Source organism: Luteolibacter sp. (assembly GCF_039920825.1).
In the GTDB taxonomy this organism is placed as follows: domain Bacteria; phylum Verrucomicrobiota; class Verrucomicrobiia; order Verrucomicrobiales; family Akkermansiaceae; genus Luteolibacter.
This window is the reverse complement of the sequence record NZ_JBDSCX010000018.1, coordinates 115,671-132,671: the sequence shown is the minus strand read 5'-3', so window position 1 is coordinate 132,671 and position 17,001 is coordinate 115,671. Positions and strand designations below refer to the sequence as shown.

Here is a 17,001-nt window from a genome sequence, read left to right as displayed (position 1 = left end):
TGTGATCAGTGAACGTGGCCTTCATGACCTTCGCCACCGCCATGCTCGCAGGAGCACGCATATTCGGCGAGCTTGCATTCCGGGCAGGTCGCGAGGTTAAGGGTGAATTTCGCATTCAACGCCTTCTCACCTTCCTTGGCGCGGATCTGAAGGACGACCGGAAGATTCTCACCTTCGGGAACGGCCTTGTCGGAGACGAGTTTGTCGCCGTCTTTGGTGAACGCGAGTTTCGTCGGATTCGTCCGGTCGCCCGTGGTGACGGTGACCACCTGATCTGCGGGCGCGATCACTTTGCCGGCTTCGAGGAAACGGATTTCCACTTTCTTGTCCTTGGTGACGAGGAACTCGGCATGTGGGGTGACTGCTTCGATAATGCGGCCACCGTTAGGGGCCTTTTCTTCAGCGGCGTTGGCGAACGTCAGGCTTGCGAGGATGAGTGCGATGATTTTAATTTTCATAATGGTTGTTAGTTCGTGGTTTCGGGAGATTCAATGGGATGCGGGAGATTCGCGTTCGATGGATTTCATGGCTGCCTTGCGGCCGAACGTAAAGAAGACGGTGGGCGTGACGCCGAGGCCCAGCAGCGTGCTGGTGATCAATCCGCCGACGATGACAACGGCGACCGGGTGCAGGATTTCCTTGCCCGGTTGATCGGCGGCGAGCACCAGTGGAATCAAGCCAATGCCCGCGGCGAGCGCGGTCATGAGCACCGGGACAAGCCGCTCCTTGGTGCCACGGATGACCATCTTCTTGGTGAAGCTCTCGCCCTCGTGCTGCATGAGATGCAGGTAGTGGGAAATCAACATGATGCTGTTTCTAGCAGCCACCCCCGCCACGGCGATGAAGCCTACCAGCGTGGCGATGCTGATGTTGTTCAGCTTGAGCCAGGTGAAAACGAGCCCGCCGACCATCGCCAGCGGAATGTCACAGAGCACCTGCACGGCGAAGAACGGCGTGCGGAAATAACCTTGAAGGAGGAAGCCGATGACCAGCAGGATGACCGCCGTGAAAATGGCGATGCGCCGCGTGGCGTCCTGTTGGGCCTGGAATTCGCCTTCGAACTTGATGAAATAGCCTTCCGGCAATTTCACCTTCTCCTTCACTTCTTCCTGCAGTTTTCCGACCAGTGTCGAGACATCTCTAACGGTCGGCTTGATGGCCAGGGCGAACCGCCGCTGGCTGTCCTCGCGGAAGATCACGTTTGGTCCTTTGGCTTCCCTGACATCCGCGACGAGTGAAAGCGGGACACGCTTGCCGTTCTCCGTCTCGATGGGAATCTGTGAGATTTTCCCGGGCGAATCCCGCCATTCGAGCGGCAGGCGGGTGACGAGATTCACCGTCCGCTGGCCGTCGCGAAGTTCGGCAATTTCCTTGCCACCGATGAGGGCGGAAAGCTGTTCGTTGAGATGGCCGGGTGCGATTCCGTAGGCCCGCGCGCGGTCTCGATCCGCTTCGATGCGGAGCTGCGGGATCGATGAGGTTTGGTCGAGCTTGCAGTCTTCGAAGCCAGGGATCGTTTTGCAAATCGCTTGGATTTCGATGCCGATCTTGCGGAGTTGATCGAGGTCCGGGCCGAAAATTTTCACCGCAACCGGCGCGGAGACACCACTCATCATGTGGCCGATGCGGTCCGCCAGCGGCCCGCCGACAACGGCAAAAACACCGGGCACGGTTTTGATTTTCCGCGTAATGTCATCGAGGATCTCCTTGCGGTCGCGGCCCTTTGCGCCTCCTTCGGCTTCGCGGAAATCCACATCGAACTCCGCAGTGGAAACGGGGACGACGTGGTCACCGCGTTCCGCACGTCCGAGGCGACGGCCGACTTTTCTCACTTCCGGCACAGAGAGAATCTGTTGTTCGATCACGTCGGAAATTCGATTCATTTCCTCCAGCGAAGTTCCCGGCGCGGTGGTGGCGGCGACGAGCGCGGTTTCCTCTTTGAACTTCGGAAGGAAATCCTTGCCCATCTGCGGATAGAGCGAAAACGCGGCGATTACGATGGCGCCGACGACAGCTAACAATAAATATGGTTGCCCCAGTCCAAAACGCAGCCAGACATTCTCCAACAGCCATTTCATGCCACGCGTGACGATGCCGTCCTTGTGTTCATGGCCGGCTTTCGGATTTAGCAGGAACGAGCAAAGTACCGGAATCGCAGTGAGCGAAACGATGAACGAGGCGATCATCGAAATGATCGTCGCGATGGCGATGGGAGCGAACAGCTTGCCCTCGACCCCCGTGAGTCCGAGCAATGGCAGGAACACCATGATGATGAGGATCGTGGCGTAGAGGATGGAATTTCTAACTTCCCCTGATGCGCGCGCGATCACCGCGATCCTCGGATGCGGATGGGGCAACGCCGCGTTTTCACGCAGGCGGCGGAAGACGTTTTCCACATCGACGATCGCGTCGTCCACCACCATGCCGATGGCGACGGCGAGTCCGCCGAGCGTCATCGAGTTCACACTGATGCCGAATCCCTTGAAGATCAGCATCGTGATGCCGAAGGAAAGCGGCATCGCCAGCAGTGTGATGAACGTGGTTCGGAAATTCAGCAGGAAGATGAAAATCACGATGGTCACCATGATCGCGCCGTCGCGGATGGCTTCGGTGAGGTTGCCGATGGCGTGGTCAATGAAGTCTTTCTGTTGGAAGAGCAGCGTGGTTTCCACTCCCGCCGGGAAGGAAGGTTTCAGCTCGGCGAGCGCCTTGTTGATTTCCTCAGTTAGGGCGCGGGTATCGAAGCCGGGCGACTTGGTGATCGACATGATTACGCCGTAGGTCGGGGTTTTTTCCGGGCTTTGGCTCACGGTGGCGTCACCGCGCATCGGCTCGATTCCCCAGACGACATTGGCGACATCGCCGATGGAAATGGGGCGGTCGTTCACCATCTTCACGATGGTGCGCGAAATGTCGGTGAGTTCGACGGTCATCGCGAGGTTCCGCACCATGATTTCGGTCGGGCCGGTATTGAGAAAACCGCCGGTCGTGGTGCTGGCTGATTCCCGCGCCGCTTTTTCAAGCTCCTCGAAGCTGACCTCGTTGGCCTGCATCCGGTAGGGATCGGGCTGGATCTCGATCTGCTTGATGCCGCCACCCATATTGAGGATTTCCGCGATGCCCGACACGCTTTGCAGACGGCGCTTGATCGTCCAGTCGGCGATGGAGCGCACTTCTCCGGGTGGAATGTAGCCGGGCTCGCCTTCCTTGACGGTGGAGCGCACGCCGACTAACAGGATTTCCCCCATCAGCGAGGCGACCGGCGTCATGAACGGTTGCACGCCTTCCGGCAGTTGCTCCCGCACGCCCTGGAGCCGTTCCTGAACGAGGGCGCGGGCCTTGTAGATGTCGGTTTCCCAGCCGAACTCGGCGTAAACGAGCGAAAGGGAAACGTCCGAGTTCGACCGCAGGCGGGTGAGGCCGGCGACTCCCATCAGCGCGCTTTCGATCGGCTGGGTGACGCGTGTTTCCACTTCCTCCGGCGCGAGGCCCGGAGACTCGGTGAGGATGATGACGGTCGGTTTTGTTAGGTCCGGCAAGACTTCGACGGGGAGCTGAGTCGCGGTGCGGAGGCCCATCACCATGAGGACCAGCGAGAGGCCGATGATGACCGCCCGGTTTGCGAGCGACCAATGGATCATTTTATTGAGCATGGGTCAGAGCGCCTCGGGTTCGGTGTTGAGGGAGGCACGCTTCTTGGTGATCAAGGAGGCGAGCAGGAGCACGAACAGCACACCGCTGATGTATTTCCAGACCGGGCTGGGTTCGTCGTGATCGTGGTGATCGTCGCCGCCCGCGGCGGCCCGTTTTTCAGGTGTTAGTTCCGAGCCATCGGCGGCGTGTTCGTGGCCGTGAGCGGCGTCGAGCGCTTCCTTGAGCGAGACGCTGCTGGCTCCCGCGAACGAGAGCGAATAAGCACCACGGGTGACGACTTCATCGGCGGGAAACAGGCCACTCGTAATTTCGACGAAGCGGTCGTTCATTTCTCCGATCTGCACTTTCGTTTTCACGAAGGCGTTAGGGATGTCGAAGTGCTTCACGTAAACGAAACGGTTCGCCGTGTCGCCCTGCAAGGCGGAGCGTGGGACGCTGACAACGCCTGAACGGTGGCTCATGACGATGGAAAACTCCGCGCGCATGTCCGAACGCATCCTCAGGCCGGGGTTGGCGACCTTGAAGACCGCGTCGATGGTGCCGCTTTCGCGATCGGCGGAGGTGCCGAAACGCAGCATCTCGCCTTCGAGCGGCTGATCACCGAGGGCGGAAACACGGATGTGCGCCTTGCTGCCGGGGGCCAGCTTGCTGGCCTGGCTTTCCGGGACGCGGGCGATGGCCAGAACTTCGCTGAGATCGGAAATATCCAGCAGTTCCTTTTCCGGTTCGACTGGTTCGCCGAGGCGGATGTGCGAACTGACTAACAGCCCATCGATCGGCGATTTCAATTCAATCACCGGCGGCGGATTTCCCGGCTGGCGGCTCTCGACGCGGACCAGGACTTGGCCCGCTTTCACCGAGTCGCCTTCCTGTGCGTCCAGGCCGATGACGCGGCCTGAAATGCGGCTGCTGAGAACGGCGTGGCGCTCGGGAATTTCCGCGATGCGGCCGAGAGCGAAGACGGTTTCCTCGAAGTCGGTTTCCTCGGCTTCGACGGTTTCGATGCGGAGGTTTTTCACACCGGTCTCGTCGAGGACGATGGTGTCGGTGCCGACGGCGGCATGGATGTTAGAAACGGTGAATAGCAATGCGAACAGGAGTTTCATGAAATGGTGGAGAGTTAAGGTTTGCCGAGCGCGGTCTCGTGACGGACGCGGGCGAGGTGGAATTCGCGAAGTGCGTCGAGTTTGGCGGCGGCGAGTTGCAGGCGTTTTTCGCGGGAGCGGAGGACGGATTGGATTTCGCCCTGGCCATCGCGGAAGGTGGTTTCGGCGAACTTGGATTGTTCGTCGGCGAGCGGGAGGAGAGTGTCGTCGATCTCGCGGATCATCCGCGCCCATTCGTCCATTTCCGCGCGGGCCGCTTCGGCTTCGAGGCGGATATTGCGACCAAGGGCGACGGCTTCCTTTTCCTTGCGGATCTGTTTCGCCTGCGCTTCCTGGATCGCGCCTTCGTTCTTGTTCCAGAACGGCAGCGGGATCTTGAAACGCACGCCGACGATCGCTTCGTTGTCGTAGCCGTTAGGAGCGTCTTCAGTGCGTTCGGCACCGGCGAACAAGCCGCCTTCGACGTCTTCGTAACAACGCGATTGTTCTAGGGCGACGCCTTGGGCGGCGGCGAGCGCTTCGAGTTTCGCGCCTTGGAAATCCGGTCGCCGGGATGGATCCGCGGTTGCTGCCGGAAGGGCGGGCTCCGGTAGATTTCCGCCGACGCTCAGCGCTTCTCCGGGCCGCATTCCTAACAGTGGCTTGAGTTCGCCGACGAGTGCGGTTTCACCGGCGTCGAGCTGGCGCATTTCCATGGCGAGGCTGGCGGCTTCGAGTTTCGCTTGGCCGGCATCGAGCGGCGAGCCTTCGCCTTTCGCGGCGATTTCAGATAGGAATTTAGCGAACTCGCCGGAGACGGTGGATTGCTCGCGGAGAAGTGTGCGACGCTGGCGGTTGGCGAGGATTTTCACCACCTTTTCGCGCGCCTGCCCGACGAGCTGGCGTTCCACCTCGCGGACTTCCGCTTCGGAGGATTTTAGTTCAGTTAGGGAGACGTCCTTTTCCAATCGCAGGCGGTCGGTGACCGGGAAGCGTTGGGAGACACCGACTTCGAATTTCCCCTCGCGGAAGCGCGGGTTGTGTTCGAACGAGGTTTCCAGTTCCGGATTCGCGAGGCGGCCGGACTGGTTCATGCGGCCGAGAGCCTCCTGGATGCGGAGGCGGGCGGCGGCGAGATCGGGATTTTGCGCGCGGATGCGGTCGCCAACGCTCGCGAGCGAAACGATGACAGCGGGTTCCGCGCGGAGCGGGTGGGCCATGGCGGCAAGTGCCAGCAGGGCCACGGAGTGAAATTTCAACATATTGTTAGTAAATGGGCGGCACGACAGGACAGGTGCGGCGCGTGGGAAAACGTTTCTGACTGACAACCCCCGACGGCACGACAATGCCACGCAGGGAATAACGGCGGGCCTCCTCGGCACGCCGGAGCGCGATCAACAGGCGCTCAAATCAACGGCGGTTTTTCCGAACCCAAAAATGGTCCGTCCGGCGGAAAATCCCCCTCATGCCGGAACGACAACAACGCCGAGCCGGGGACGCCGAGCCGCGTGGGTGTCTGGAAATCGAGACCCAGCGGCAAACCATGCGAGCAGAAACCGTGGTGATGGTGCTCCATCGGGCAGCCATCCTCATCGTGATGATTTTCCTGCGGAGCCTCGCTCGCCTGATGGTCTCCACAACAGGACTCGACCGCTTGGCCGCACCCGCTGGTGGAACTGCAGTTCACGGCGAAAACGCGGGCATTCAAGCCGGCGAAAACGCAGAAAACCCACAGCGATGTGAGAAGGAGTCTCATCAGTGGCCGCAGACTCGACGGCATTTCGCGAAAACTCAAGGGAAAATCCTCGCCCGCGAACCGGGAAAATCCACAGCGCGTGTTCCCCGTTCCTCCGCCTTGCCGTTGGCACTTCCGGGGGCTAGCTTCCGCCCCGAATGTCTGACGAGTCGCTTGAAATGGAACCCACCCGCCGCCAATGGGTGGGCTTCTGGTGCATGATCGTGCAACAGGCCCAGAACGCATTCTGCGACAAACAGGCCCAATTCACCCTTATTCCGTTGGGTGGCGCGGTGGGATTCGCCCTGCTGATTCCGGTGGGCGCGGGCATTGAAATCGACGTCCCGTCCGCCGCCGGCCTGCTGATGGCGCTGCCGATGGTGCTGTTCGCACCGGTCGCCGGGTGGGTCAGCGACCGCTTTTCGAAACGCGACGTCATGCTCGGTGCCGCTATTTTGCAGGCCGTGGTCCTCGCGTCGATCTGCGTGGCGGTGATGCTGAAAAGCATGCCGCTGGGGCTCGTCGGGATTTTCGCGCTGTCGGTGCAGTCGGCATTTTTCAGTCCCGCCAAAATCGGCATCAACAAAGAGCTCGTCGGCTCGAAACATCTGGGTTTCGCCGCCGGGATCCAACAGATGACCGCCATGCTGGCCATCCTCGTCGGGCAGATTCTCGCAGGTTGGGTGTTCGACCATCGATTCAAAGGCCACGGCGGAGGTGCCGACATCGCCTGGAAGGCCGCCATGAATCCGATGCTTCTGTTAGCCGTGCTGTCCGTTCCGGCGCTGGCCATGGCGTGGGCGGTGCCGCGCGTGCCGCCTCAGGGAGGACCGAAATTCACCGCGAAACTGATGGTTAGTCATTTCCTCAATCTCGCCGACCTATGGCGCGATACCCCTTTGCGCCGGGCTTCATTCGGCGTGGCATTCTTCTGGGGATTCGCCGCGTTCATCAACCTGTGGTCGATCAAGCTGGCCAAACAAATGACCGGTGGCGGCGAAGGAAACGGCACTCAGGCTTCGATCTTCATGGCGGCGGCATCGCTCGGGATGGTGGGCGGTTTCGGATTCGCCTCGTTTTTGTTGCGGAAAAGAATCGAACTCGGCTGGGTCCCGGTCGCCGGAGTGGCGATGACCCTAACAGCCATCGCTCTCGCCTTCATGACCCCGGGCGGATGGCTGTTTCTCGTCACGCTGGCGCTGCTGGCCTTTTCCGCCGCGGTTTTCCTCGCCCCGCTCAGCGCCTGGATGCAGGACCGCTACCCGGCGGCGAAACGCGGTGAACTTCAATCCGCCGTAAACCTGCAGGACTGCATCGCGGGGATCATCGCCGTCGTGTTGATCGGCGTTTTCGAATACGGCACCAAGGCGGCGGGCATCCCGCGCGAGACGGGGTTCCGGCTGGAAATCGGTTTCATCGGCCTCGTCTGCGGTCTCATGAGCCTCTCTATCATCCGTTTGCTGCCCGGTGATTTCATCCGCCTCGTCGGCAGTGCGATCGTCCGCCGGATCTATCGGATGCAGACCGTGAATCCGGAAAATGTTCCGGCCAAGGGCGGCGCGCTGCTTTTGCCAAATCATGTTAGCTTCGCCGATGGCTTCTTCATCACCGCCGCCTGTTCCCGGCCCGTGCGCTTCGTGATGGACGAAGCGTTCATGGCCAGCCGAGCGATCCGTATTTTTGTTAGCATTTTCGACACCGTCACCATCCGCCGCGACCAGCCCCGCGAAGCCATCCGCACCACCATTGAAGCCTTGAAAAGCGGTGATCTCGTCTGCCTCTTTCCCGAAGGACAATTGACCCGCACCGGCACCCTAAGCGGACTGCGGCGCGGCTTCGAACTCATTGCGAAAAAGGCGGACCACCCATTGATCCCGTTGTGGTGCGACGGCTCGTGGGGTTCGATTTTCTCCTTCGAGCGCGGGCGGTTTTTCAACAAGCGCCCCTATCGCAAGCCCACCGGAATGACGCTGGCCTTCGGTCCGGAAATCGAACCGGAAAACATCGATCTCGAAGTCGTCCGCCAGGCGATGCTGACGGCATCCGCCTCGGCTCAGGCCAAGCGCTTCTCCGCCCTCGGTTGGGGCGCGCGCGTGCCGTCGGGAAATCCGGATGCTGCGAAAAAATTCCAGCTCAGCGGCGAGATCTCCCGTCGTCGCATGTGGGTCAACGGTTATCAGATCGGCCAGATCAACGCCCTTCAGCGCTGTCAGCCGTTTTCCGTTCTCAAGGACAGCATGACCCTGCTCGACCTTCCCGGCCTGCTACTTACCTTCCCGGAATTGTTCGGCACCACCGTTGTCACGCATGACGAATTCCAGCATCAACCGAACGCCACCTGGGTCGGCGGAGATCGCCTCCGCGAACAAATCTCCAACTCGGCTGCGGCCAATGGAATAATTTTCTATGATTTTGGAACCAACGCGCTGACTTCGTTAGGCCTGCCTGGCGTCAGCCATTTTCCGTGCCTCGCCATCCAGGGAACCGTCATCGCGATGTCCATGCCCGACCCGCCGAAACCCGCGCCCGACAGCGAGGTTCAGCCCGGCCACAAGCCCGACTCGTGGGGAAAGCTTCTGCCCGGCTGGCATCTGCTCGCTTCCGAATCCGGCGTCCTCCGCGCCTACGGCCCGGCCGCCCCTGAAGAAGGCCTCTTGCTTCCCACCGGCTGCTTCCTCGATCCCGACGGGTTTCTCGTTAGAAAATGAAGTCGTCAGGCGTCGCCCTCAAATGGGAATCGTCGCGATCTGATAGTCATCCTCATAGATGATCGTCCCGGGCAAGTCCGAGGAAATGAGTTCGATTCCGGTTCCGCAGCGTCTGGCGATGTCGTGATAGATTCCAAGTTTGCGAACGATCGGGCCGTTCATCGCCGACTCCTTGAACCACGTGATCGCCCGGTCAGGATTGCCGTTCTGATGATACGGCGGGATGGGTAGATTCGCTTCAAACCACTCACGTGCCTTCCAGTATGCCGCCTCGTCCTCGGCGGGAGCCTTCTTGTCGCGGATGAGATGCCACACGGCGATGAAAATGCCATACCGCTCGTTGGTATGCGGACTCACGTAAGAGGCACAGAAACGGAAGTATTTCATGGATGTCTAACGACTTATGCCGATTTTAAAAACAGTGGGCAAGATCCTCATGGCAATCGCGCGAAGTATTATTTATGTTAGTTTGAGATTCGCGTCATTGCGGCAACCGACCCGGGAGACGATTATTTGCCAGCGAAGAACTTCACCGCCATGAACAAGACCGAGGGGCCCAGCAGGCAGCCGAGGCCGGTGTGGAAGGTGGCGACAAGCGCGCCGTAGGGGACGAGTCGGCGGTCGGTGGCGGCGAGGCCGGCCGAGACGCCGCTGACGGTGCCGGCGAGGCCGCCGAAGACCATCGCCGAGCGGGGGGTCTTCAGACGCAGGAACTTTGCGGCCATCGGTGTTGCGACCATGACGATGATTGCCTTGACGACTCCGGTCGCGATGCTGAGGGCCATGACATCCGAGCTCGCTCCTATGGCCTTGCCGGTGACCGGGCCGACGATGTAGGTGATCGCGCCCGCGCCGATGGTGGTCATGCTCACCGCGTCCGAATAACCGAAGGCCCGCGCGACGCAGACGCCGACGATGAATGGCAGAACGGTGCCGAGGAAGAGGGCGATCGCGCCAATCCACCCGGCCCTTCTGGCCTCGGTGGCTTGGACCTCGAAGGCGGTGGCGACGATGGCGAAATCCCGCAGCATCGTGCCACCCATGAGACCGATTCCGCCGAATAATGTTAGATCAGCGAGACCTTTCGAGCCGCCGGACATTTTTCCGCCAATGTAGGCGAGTCCGAGTCCGATCAAAATCGCGATGGCAGACCCGTGAACCCGGCCGAAAGTGAGTTTTCTCGAAATGACTCCGGAGACCAGCATCACGAGGCCTATCACAACGAAGGCGACGACGAGTCCGTTTTCTTCCGCCGTTTTACGAATGACGTCCCACATGTCAGGTTTGTTCCACGGGAGCGGCGGTTTCTTGTTCGGGTGTCTCCGGCTCCATGCGGTTGATGAGGGAAATCACGAAGCCACATAACAGAACCGTGGCTGTCGCGGCGATGAGAGCGACAGGGGCGCCGCGCAATGCCGCTACCACGTTCTGCTGGGCGGCCATGGCGACGACCACCGGAATGTAAAGGGCGCCCCACAAATGAACGCCACTCTCCGAAGCCGGGCTGAGGCAGCCGCGCTTGTGCAGATACAGGCGGGCCCCGATGAGCAGCAACATGGCGATCCCCACGCCACCGACGTTGGCTTTCACTCCCAACGCTTTTCCTAACAATTCGCCGAGAATGATGCCGGTGAGGTGACAGGCGGCGAGGAGGGCGGTTCCGTAAATGACCATATTTCGGAGATGTTAGCCGATTATTTCGTGCCGCCCATTTTGGTCCGGAGACCGAAGTGCCGATACGGACGACGCATGGGGTGGTGGATTCGACAAGTTGTGGATTGCGTGTTTTGCATGGGTTTTACAAATACCTCTGTTCAGCCACGAACCCATATGCATCCACCTGAGATTTGACGAGTGAAATTCCAGTAAAAGGAAACGGATGAGGGAGCCGGTTGACGAGGCTAACACGGTGGAAACCCGATCGTGGGAAGCGGGAAGGTGAAAGGTCTCCTAGCCGTCAGTGGCCCGGAACTTTGTGACCGCGGCGTCTGGGATTCGCTCAGGGTGAGAATACAAGTCACCATCGCGATCAACAAGATCGCGATGGTGACCCACAGGGGCCGTTTTTTGAACGAGTCTGGAACTCAGTTCGTCTGTCCATCTGCGGCGGACCAGCCGTCCCAACCGCTCCAGTTCACGGCGGATTTCTTGCCCGGCTTGTGGTCAACGTCCTTGTCGTATTCGAGAGCCTGTTCCTTGGCCTGGCTGAGTTGCTGATAGGACTGATATTGCTTCGGTCCGCCGACATAGGCCTGGCCATCCGCGCGATCCGGGAGAACATAGTAGGTCTTTCCGGAGTAGGTGATGCGGGTGATCTTGTCCGCCGGGAGTTTTTCGAGAATGGCCTTCTGGTCGGGCTTGGTCGGCTTGATCACCTTGAAATTGGCGGCGATGACGAGGTCTTCCTTGCTCCTGAGGTTACCCGAGGTCGCGCAGCTGACGGCAAGCGTGGCGAGGGCTAGGACGGAGAGATGTTTGAGTGCGGTGCGGATCATGGGGATGGTTTTGTTTGCGTTTTCTATCAGAGGTGAGGATTTTCGGAAATGTGGCTGGCGGTCAGCCTTTCGATTCGTCCAGCGCGGCTTGGAGTTTCGCCTCGTCGTCGTGGGAGAGCGAGGTTTTGAGGATGGTGCCGCCGGTGCCTTTGACTTCTTCCAGCACCTTGTCGGGAGTGGAACTGCGGACGAGGACGAACAGCGCGGAGCTGTTGGGCGTCAGCGTGGTTGCGAGGTCCTTCATGAACTGGTCGTTGATGCCCACGTCGCCAAGCGCGCCGGAAGCGGCGCCGGCCGCGGCACCCATCGCCAGTCCTAACAGCGGGTTGAGGAAAATCAGCCCGATCAACGAGCCCCAGAATCCGCCGCTGATCGCGCCCGCGGCGGTGAGGTTGACGGCTTGATGGAGTTTGATCTTGCCGTCGGAATCCTTGACGGCGGCGACGGCATCTTCCAAATCGATGAGGTAATCCCTCTGCAACTTGACGAGGGTGAGACGGACTTCTTCCGCTTTGTGGGGATCATTATAGGCGATGACGACGAGAGTGCTCATGGTGGTTAGGGATGGGTTGTAGTTTAGGCGGAGTGAAATTCGTTGGAGCTATCCGGTGATTCCGCAGCGGGCGAAGACGGCGGCGTTTCACGGGTTTTCGTGGGTTTGGCCTTCCCTGCTTTTCGCTGCTGTTTGGCAAGCTTGTCTTTGGCCCGGCACACGAGTTTGGTGGTCTTGCGTGAAGCTTTGCGCGCTTGCTTAAGGGACTTTTCAGCCTGTTTGAAGGCAGCCTTGGCTGTTTTCAGGGTTTCCTTTTTCAAGGAGGCCTGACGCATGGCTTCGATCAGGCTCGCGGTGGCGGCGGCGATTTTAGCAGTTGGTGGAGTGTTCATCGGGGGAGATGGTTTGGTTTCGAATGTCAGGGGGTGCGAAAGTATTTTTTCTCCTCAGGGGGGTAAGTCGGATCCGCTACCAAGGTCCCGGGTGGAATGTCGCGGACATCGATCACCTTATCATTGAACGGACTCATCACAAATCCGGGGCGGCCTTCGACGGCGACGGCAGTGGGATTAACGGGTTTCGCATGCTTCGCGTCCGGCGGTTTTGGTAACGGGCGCGTTCGTTGGTTCGCGTCCGCCGTCTCAGCATCCGGATTCACCGGCGCTTCCAACCGGACCGTGCCGCTGTCCTCGGCCGCGGGGGTCTTAACTGGCGGCGCGCCGCCGACTGCGGGTGCCTCCGACTCGTTGAGAGTCAGGACATACACCACCATCGCGATCATCATCAGCGCGACAGCGATCCACAACGGCCATTTTTTCAAAAGGTGCAGGACGCCCGTTTCCTTGGCGTGGCAATGTCCGTGTTGGCAGGAGTCGGAGTGTTGGTGTGACATGGTTTCCCGAAGTGAAAGTGACGAGGCGAGGCGCGTAATTCATGGTGGCGGAACCACCACCATGGAACGACGATCTCCAATCCACAGGATTGAATTCGGTTAGTCGATCTTATTCGGGAAACGGGCCACGCCCCGGTTACTCCGGCAGCACCGTGATGATCGTCGGTTTGATGGAAAAAACACGGGCGGCGGTTTCGCGGACCTGTTTGGCGGTTAGGGCGTTGTAAGCGGCGGCGAGAAGCCGGTGCTGGTCGGCGGGGTGGCCGAAGAGCAGATCCAGCGCGACGTGGCGGGCAACCGATGAAGGCGACTGCTGCTGGATGGCGAGCCCGCTGAGGACGGTGGAGCGGACGCGATCGAAGGCCGCCTCCGGGATGCCGTGGGTGGCGATTTTTTCGATTTCGGCGAGGATCTCGCGGCGTGCCAAGTCGGCCTGTTCGGGCGCGGTGGCGAGGTAGAAGGTGAATAGTCCGGTGTCGTAACCGAGAAACTGGGTGGCACCCACCTGATAGGCGAGGCCGAGTTCCTCGCGGATGCGGGTGAACAAAGGGCCGGCCATGTCGGAAGCGTATTCTTGGATCATCGCCAGCGCGTGGCGGTCGCCGCCGCTGACGGTGGTGCCCGGAAAACCGAATGTCAGGACCGCCTGTTTTTTCGGCAGGTGATGCGTGTGGATGCCGCCGGGGGCAACCTCACTGCGAGGCGAGGTCCATGCCTGGCCTTGGGGCAGCGCGGAGAATTTTTCCTCCAGCAGCGCGAGGGTCGCCGCCGGATCGAAATCACCGGCGATGGCGAGGGTGATATTGGACGCGTTGAAATGGCGCGAGTGGTGGGCGCTGAGGGCGAGGCGATCCAGAGCAGTTAGGGTTTCCGGCGAGCCGAGCGAATCGAGCCCGTATCCGCCACCGCTGAAAACGGCCGCCCGCAGCGCGCGGAAACCGGTGTGCAGCGGATCCTGCAACGCCTCTTCCAGCGATGCGAGCTGGCTGGCTTTTTCCCGGCCGATCGAATCACTCGGGAGGGACGGTGAAATGATCACCTCGGCGAATACGTCGGCGATGGTGGCGAGGTCGGGTGCGAGTCCGGCGGCTTGGACGAGGAGGGCGTTGTTGCCCGTGTTGGCGCTGATGGATGCGCCGAGCGATTCGAGCGTGACGGCGATTTCCTGCGCGCTGCGGGTGATGGTGCCTTTGGAAAGCGTGGAGGCTAACAACTGGTTCAGCCCGTTGGTTGCAGGCGTTTCGGAAGGAAGCCCGCCGCGGACCGCGGCTTGGAAGTGGACGAGCGGCACCCGGTGGTCCGGGATGAGCGCGACGACCAGTCCGTTGGAAAGCGTGTGGACCTCGATTTCCTCGCGGGCGCGGGCCGATTTCGAAATCCGCGCGGGAGCCGGGGCATCGGCGGGATCGAGAATGGTCAGGCCCAGCCGTTCGTCAGTTAGAGTGGCGGCGACCCGTCGGATATCCGCCGTGGTGACCGCCTGGGTGGCGGCGAGATAGCGGCGGGTGAAGTCGAGATCGCGTGCTTCATGCCAGTTCGACGCGAGGTCGGAGGCTCGGCCGGATGCGGTGGTCAGGCTGCGGAACTGGCTGGCGGCGATCTGGCGCTTCGCCTTGGCGAGATCGTCGTCGAGCGGGCTCACGGCGACGGCGGCGACTTCCGCTAGAATCGCCTCGATCAACGCGTCGCGCTTGGCGGGCTCGGCATCGGCGGAAACGGCTAACAATCCTTCGCGTCCGGGACCGGTCCATGAGAACGCGGAAATTTCGAGCGCCAGTTCCTTTTCCTCGCGCAAGGTCCGGTGAAGGCGCGACGCCCGGCCACGGCCGAGAATCCCCGCCAACACATCGAACGCGGGCGCGTCCGGATGATCGAGCGCAGGCGTTTTCCACGACAGGGAAATCCGGCTGGTCGGCACGGCGAAGGTTTCACGCGCCCGGCGCGGCCCGAGCTGTGGCGGATCGATCGCAACCAGCGGCTCGCGTCCGCAGGCCGGGCGGCAATCGGCCGTGAGCTCCTCCACCATTTTCCGCGCTTGCTCCGGATCGAACTCGCCGGAAATGACGCAGAAGCACCGGTCGCTGGTGTAGCGGTTCCGGTGATAGTCAGTTAGATCCTGGTGGCGAATCGCATCAAACAAATGCCGGTGCCCTATCACCGGATGGCGGCGCGGATCGAGATGGAAAACGGTGGAGAACAACAGGCGCGAGGCGACGTTGTCCGGATCGTCGAGGCCCATGTCGATTTCCCGGCGGATGACGTCCTTCTCTTTTTCAAACTCGGACTCCGGCAGCGTCGGATGAAAAACCAGGCCTGATAGGGTTTTCAGGAAAACCGGCAGCGACGCGGCGGGACCATCGATGTAGTAAACGGTCCGGTCGAAACTGGTGTAGGCGTTCCAATGACCGCCCGCCGCCTGCACGGTGTCCGCCAGGGTTTCCCCGTCGTAATCACGGGTGCCCTTGAAGACCATGTGCTCGAGGAAATGCGAGATCCCGGCACCGAGATGCGTGTCCTCGTGCATGCTGCCGGTGGCGACCCAGAACTGGGCGCTGACCACCGGTGCGGTGGGATCCGGATCGAGGATCAGGGTGAGGCCGTTGGGCAGAGTCTCGACGGTGGCGGCGGTGGCGGGATATTCCATGAACTTCGGGCTTGGAGCACCGAACCGATGACCTATAAAAGTCAGTGATGCAACGATGGATCGTGGTGGGTGTGCTTGCGATGATGCTGATCTGCGGCGGCGGGGCCTACGGCGTCTGGAACTACCGCCAGAACCGGCCGGCTGAGAGGTGGGTCGAACTCCCGATCAACCCCGACCGCAGCGACGACGAGCGGGAAAGAACCGCAAAGCTCCTTCTCGAGAAACTCCGTGACAAGGACCTGCTGGCGAAGGTCTGCAAGGACCTGAGCGTTGCCGGAACATGGGGCATGAACTCCGACAGCGAGGCTGCGGAGGAACTCTCGAAGCGGGTCTTCGTGAGAATCGGCGAAACAGGCCCACCGATGGGCCGCATTCCCGCAGTCCACATCGGCGTCAGGGGAAAATGGAAGGAAATCAAACTCTCCGACCAAATCTCCACGCGCCTAATGGACGACGTTTGGAAAATCCTCGGCATGAAGCCGCCGACGCATCAGTAGTTATTCCGATGGCCGGAATCCATGGTGGATTTTCCAAAGCCGACAGGACAGGGAACATAACATGATTCTAGTCTTCCGAACCGCGAACGGGAGAAGCTTATTTCAATGGTGCTGAAGGGTGGTCCGGAGCGGTTTTCGGTTCGGCTTGAATGGGTTTGATCGGACTGAGCTTGAAATCGCGAAAACCTAGAAAAGTAATTGTCACCTCATCTGAATCGGATGCCGATGGTCCATTGAGTCCGGAAACGGCATGGGACTTATTCGTATGGATCACATGAAACTCAGACACCACCGCGAGGTTCGAGTCATGTTGATTCGGACGCGTGAAAGAAAGATTTTGAATTACCAGAAAATTGGCTTCGGTAGAATGACCGTCTTCAATTCTTCCTGATTCGGTTCGGGGAAACCACTCGACCAACTGTGGATCGTCGGGACCAAAATGAGGATCTCCATACTCCGGGGACTGCCGTATCAACTGGTCAAACTGATGCTTCACCGTAGGGTTGCGATTTAGAAGATCCTTATAGAAGGCAATGATTTCGGCATTGGAATCAATCTCCTTTGTCAGTGATTTTTTGTGCAGCTGAAGTGGGGTTTCCGCTCCCATTGCGGGCTGTTGGGCCAGGATGGCCAGAGCTGCGGCAACTACGATCTTCATATTGAATTGTTTTCCAAACTGTTATTTAACGATCGGTCGATTTGCGACACGGGCCTTTCAGGCCCTTGTGAAAACATGTGCCGAGTTGATTCTCCCGGCAATTCGTAAATTGCTAGATCAGGCGATTTCAATCCGATGTG

The 17,001-nt window shown here is 60.2% G+C and carries 16 protein-coding genes; 2 read left to right on the top strand and 14 right to left on the bottom strand.

Translation table 11 applies throughout. The features are described 5' to 3' along the window. Positions 1-5 precede the first annotated feature (5 nt). The 5 genes from ABIQ96_RS04795 to ABIQ96_RS04775 form a co-directional block, all read right to left on the bottom strand. Positions 6-458 carry a hypothetical protein gene (locus tag ABIQ96_RS04795; RefSeq protein ID WP_348213417.1) on the bottom strand — a complete coding sequence of 151 codons (453 nt, stop codon included), beginning with the start codon at positions 456-458 and terminating at the stop codon, positions 6-8. Positions 459-488: 30 nt separating this feature from the next. Then, positions 489-3,653 carry an efflux RND transporter permease subunit gene (locus ABIQ96_RS04790; RefSeq protein WP_348213416.1) on the bottom strand — a complete coding sequence of 1,055 codons (3,165 nt, stop codon included), beginning with the start codon at positions 3,651-3,653 and terminating at the stop codon, positions 489-491. Between the two features lie 3 nt (positions 3,654-3,656). Next, the gene (locus ABIQ96_RS04785) at positions 3,657-4,760 is read right to left on the bottom strand and encodes an efflux RND transporter periplasmic adaptor subunit (protein ID WP_348213415.1); all 1,104 of its coding nucleotides are present in this window, start codon (positions 4,758-4,760) and stop codon (positions 3,657-3,659) included. A 14-nt stretch (positions 4,761-4,774) separates the two neighbouring features. After that, positions 4,775-6,001, bottom strand: coding sequence for a TolC family protein (locus tag ABIQ96_RS04780; protein ID WP_348213414.1), 1,227 nt, complete (start codon positions 5,999-6,001; stop codon positions 4,775-4,777). 143 nt (positions 6,002-6,144) lie between these two features. Continuing rightward, positions 6,145-6,495 carry a hypothetical protein gene (locus tag ABIQ96_RS04775; RefSeq protein WP_348213413.1) on the bottom strand — a complete coding sequence of 117 codons (351 nt, stop codon included), beginning with the start codon at positions 6,493-6,495 and terminating at the stop codon, positions 6,145-6,147. A 137-nt stretch (positions 6,496-6,632) separates the two neighbouring features. Between ABIQ96_RS04775 and ABIQ96_RS04770 the strand changes: the two genes are divergently transcribed. Beyond that, positions 6,633-9,182 (top strand): MFS transporter, encoded by a 2,550-nt coding sequence (locus tag ABIQ96_RS04770; protein WP_348213412.1) that lies wholly within the window; start codon positions 6,633-6,635, stop codon positions 9,180-9,182. Between the two features lie 18 nt (positions 9,183-9,200). Here ABIQ96_RS04770 and ABIQ96_RS04765 read toward each other — a convergent pair whose 3' ends face one another. The 8 genes from ABIQ96_RS04765 to ABIQ96_RS04730 all read right to left on the bottom strand — a co-directional run bounded on the left by ABIQ96_RS04765 (position 9,201) and on the right by ABIQ96_RS04730 (position 15,706). Then, entirely contained in the window at positions 9,201-9,569 is a 369-nt protein-coding gene (locus ABIQ96_RS04765; RefSeq protein WP_348213411.1) for a hypothetical protein, read from the bottom strand. Positions 9,570-9,691: 122 nt separating this feature from the next. Next, positions 9,692-10,459 (bottom strand): malonate transporter subunit MadM, encoded by a 768-nt coding sequence (gene madM, locus ABIQ96_RS04760; protein WP_348213410.1) that lies wholly within the window; start codon positions 10,457-10,459, stop codon positions 9,692-9,694. 1 nt (position 10,460) lies between these two features. After that, entirely contained in the window at positions 10,461-10,856 is a 396-nt protein-coding gene (madL, locus tag ABIQ96_RS04755; protein ID WP_348213409.1) for a malonate transporter subunit MadL, read from the bottom strand. Between the two features lie 410 nt (positions 10,857-11,266). Then, positions 11,267-11,677 carry a hypothetical protein gene (locus ABIQ96_RS04750; RefSeq protein ID WP_348213408.1) on the bottom strand — a complete coding sequence of 137 codons (411 nt, stop codon included), beginning with the start codon at positions 11,675-11,677 and terminating at the stop codon, positions 11,267-11,269. A gap of 61 nt (positions 11,678-11,738) precedes the next feature. Further along, positions 11,739-12,230, bottom strand: coding sequence for a DUF1269 domain-containing protein (locus tag ABIQ96_RS04745; protein WP_348213407.1), 492 nt, complete (start codon positions 12,228-12,230; stop codon positions 11,739-11,741). 23 nt (positions 12,231-12,253) lie between these two features. Next, positions 12,254-12,562, bottom strand: a complete 309-nt coding sequence (locus tag ABIQ96_RS04740) for a hypothetical protein (protein WP_348213406.1) — start codon at positions 12,560-12,562, stop codon at positions 12,254-12,256. Positions 12,563-12,588: 26 nt separating this feature from the next. Continuing rightward, entirely contained in the window at positions 12,589-13,062 is a 474-nt protein-coding gene (locus ABIQ96_RS04735; protein WP_348213405.1) for a hypothetical protein, read from the bottom strand. A 136-nt stretch (positions 13,063-13,198) separates the two neighbouring features. Further along, positions 13,199-15,706, bottom strand: a complete 2,508-nt coding sequence (locus ABIQ96_RS04730; protein ID WP_348213404.1) for a pitrilysin family protein — start codon at positions 15,704-15,706, stop codon at positions 13,199-13,201. A 47-nt stretch (positions 15,707-15,753) separates the two neighbouring features. On the opposite strand from ABIQ96_RS04730, the gene ABIQ96_RS04725 reads away from it, so the two are divergent. Further along, positions 15,754-16,203: a hypothetical protein gene (locus ABIQ96_RS04725; protein WP_348213403.1), complete on the top strand. Its 450-nt coding sequence runs from the start codon at positions 15,754-15,756 to the stop codon at positions 16,201-16,203. A gap of 97 nt (positions 16,204-16,300) precedes the next feature. Here the strand turns inward: ABIQ96_RS04725 and ABIQ96_RS04720 are convergent, their stop codons facing one another. Next, the gene (locus ABIQ96_RS04720) at positions 16,301-16,861 is read right to left on the bottom strand and encodes a hypothetical protein (protein ID WP_348213402.1); all 561 of its coding nucleotides are present in this window, start codon (positions 16,859-16,861) and stop codon (positions 16,301-16,303) included. Positions 16,862-17,001: the final 140 nt, after the last annotated feature.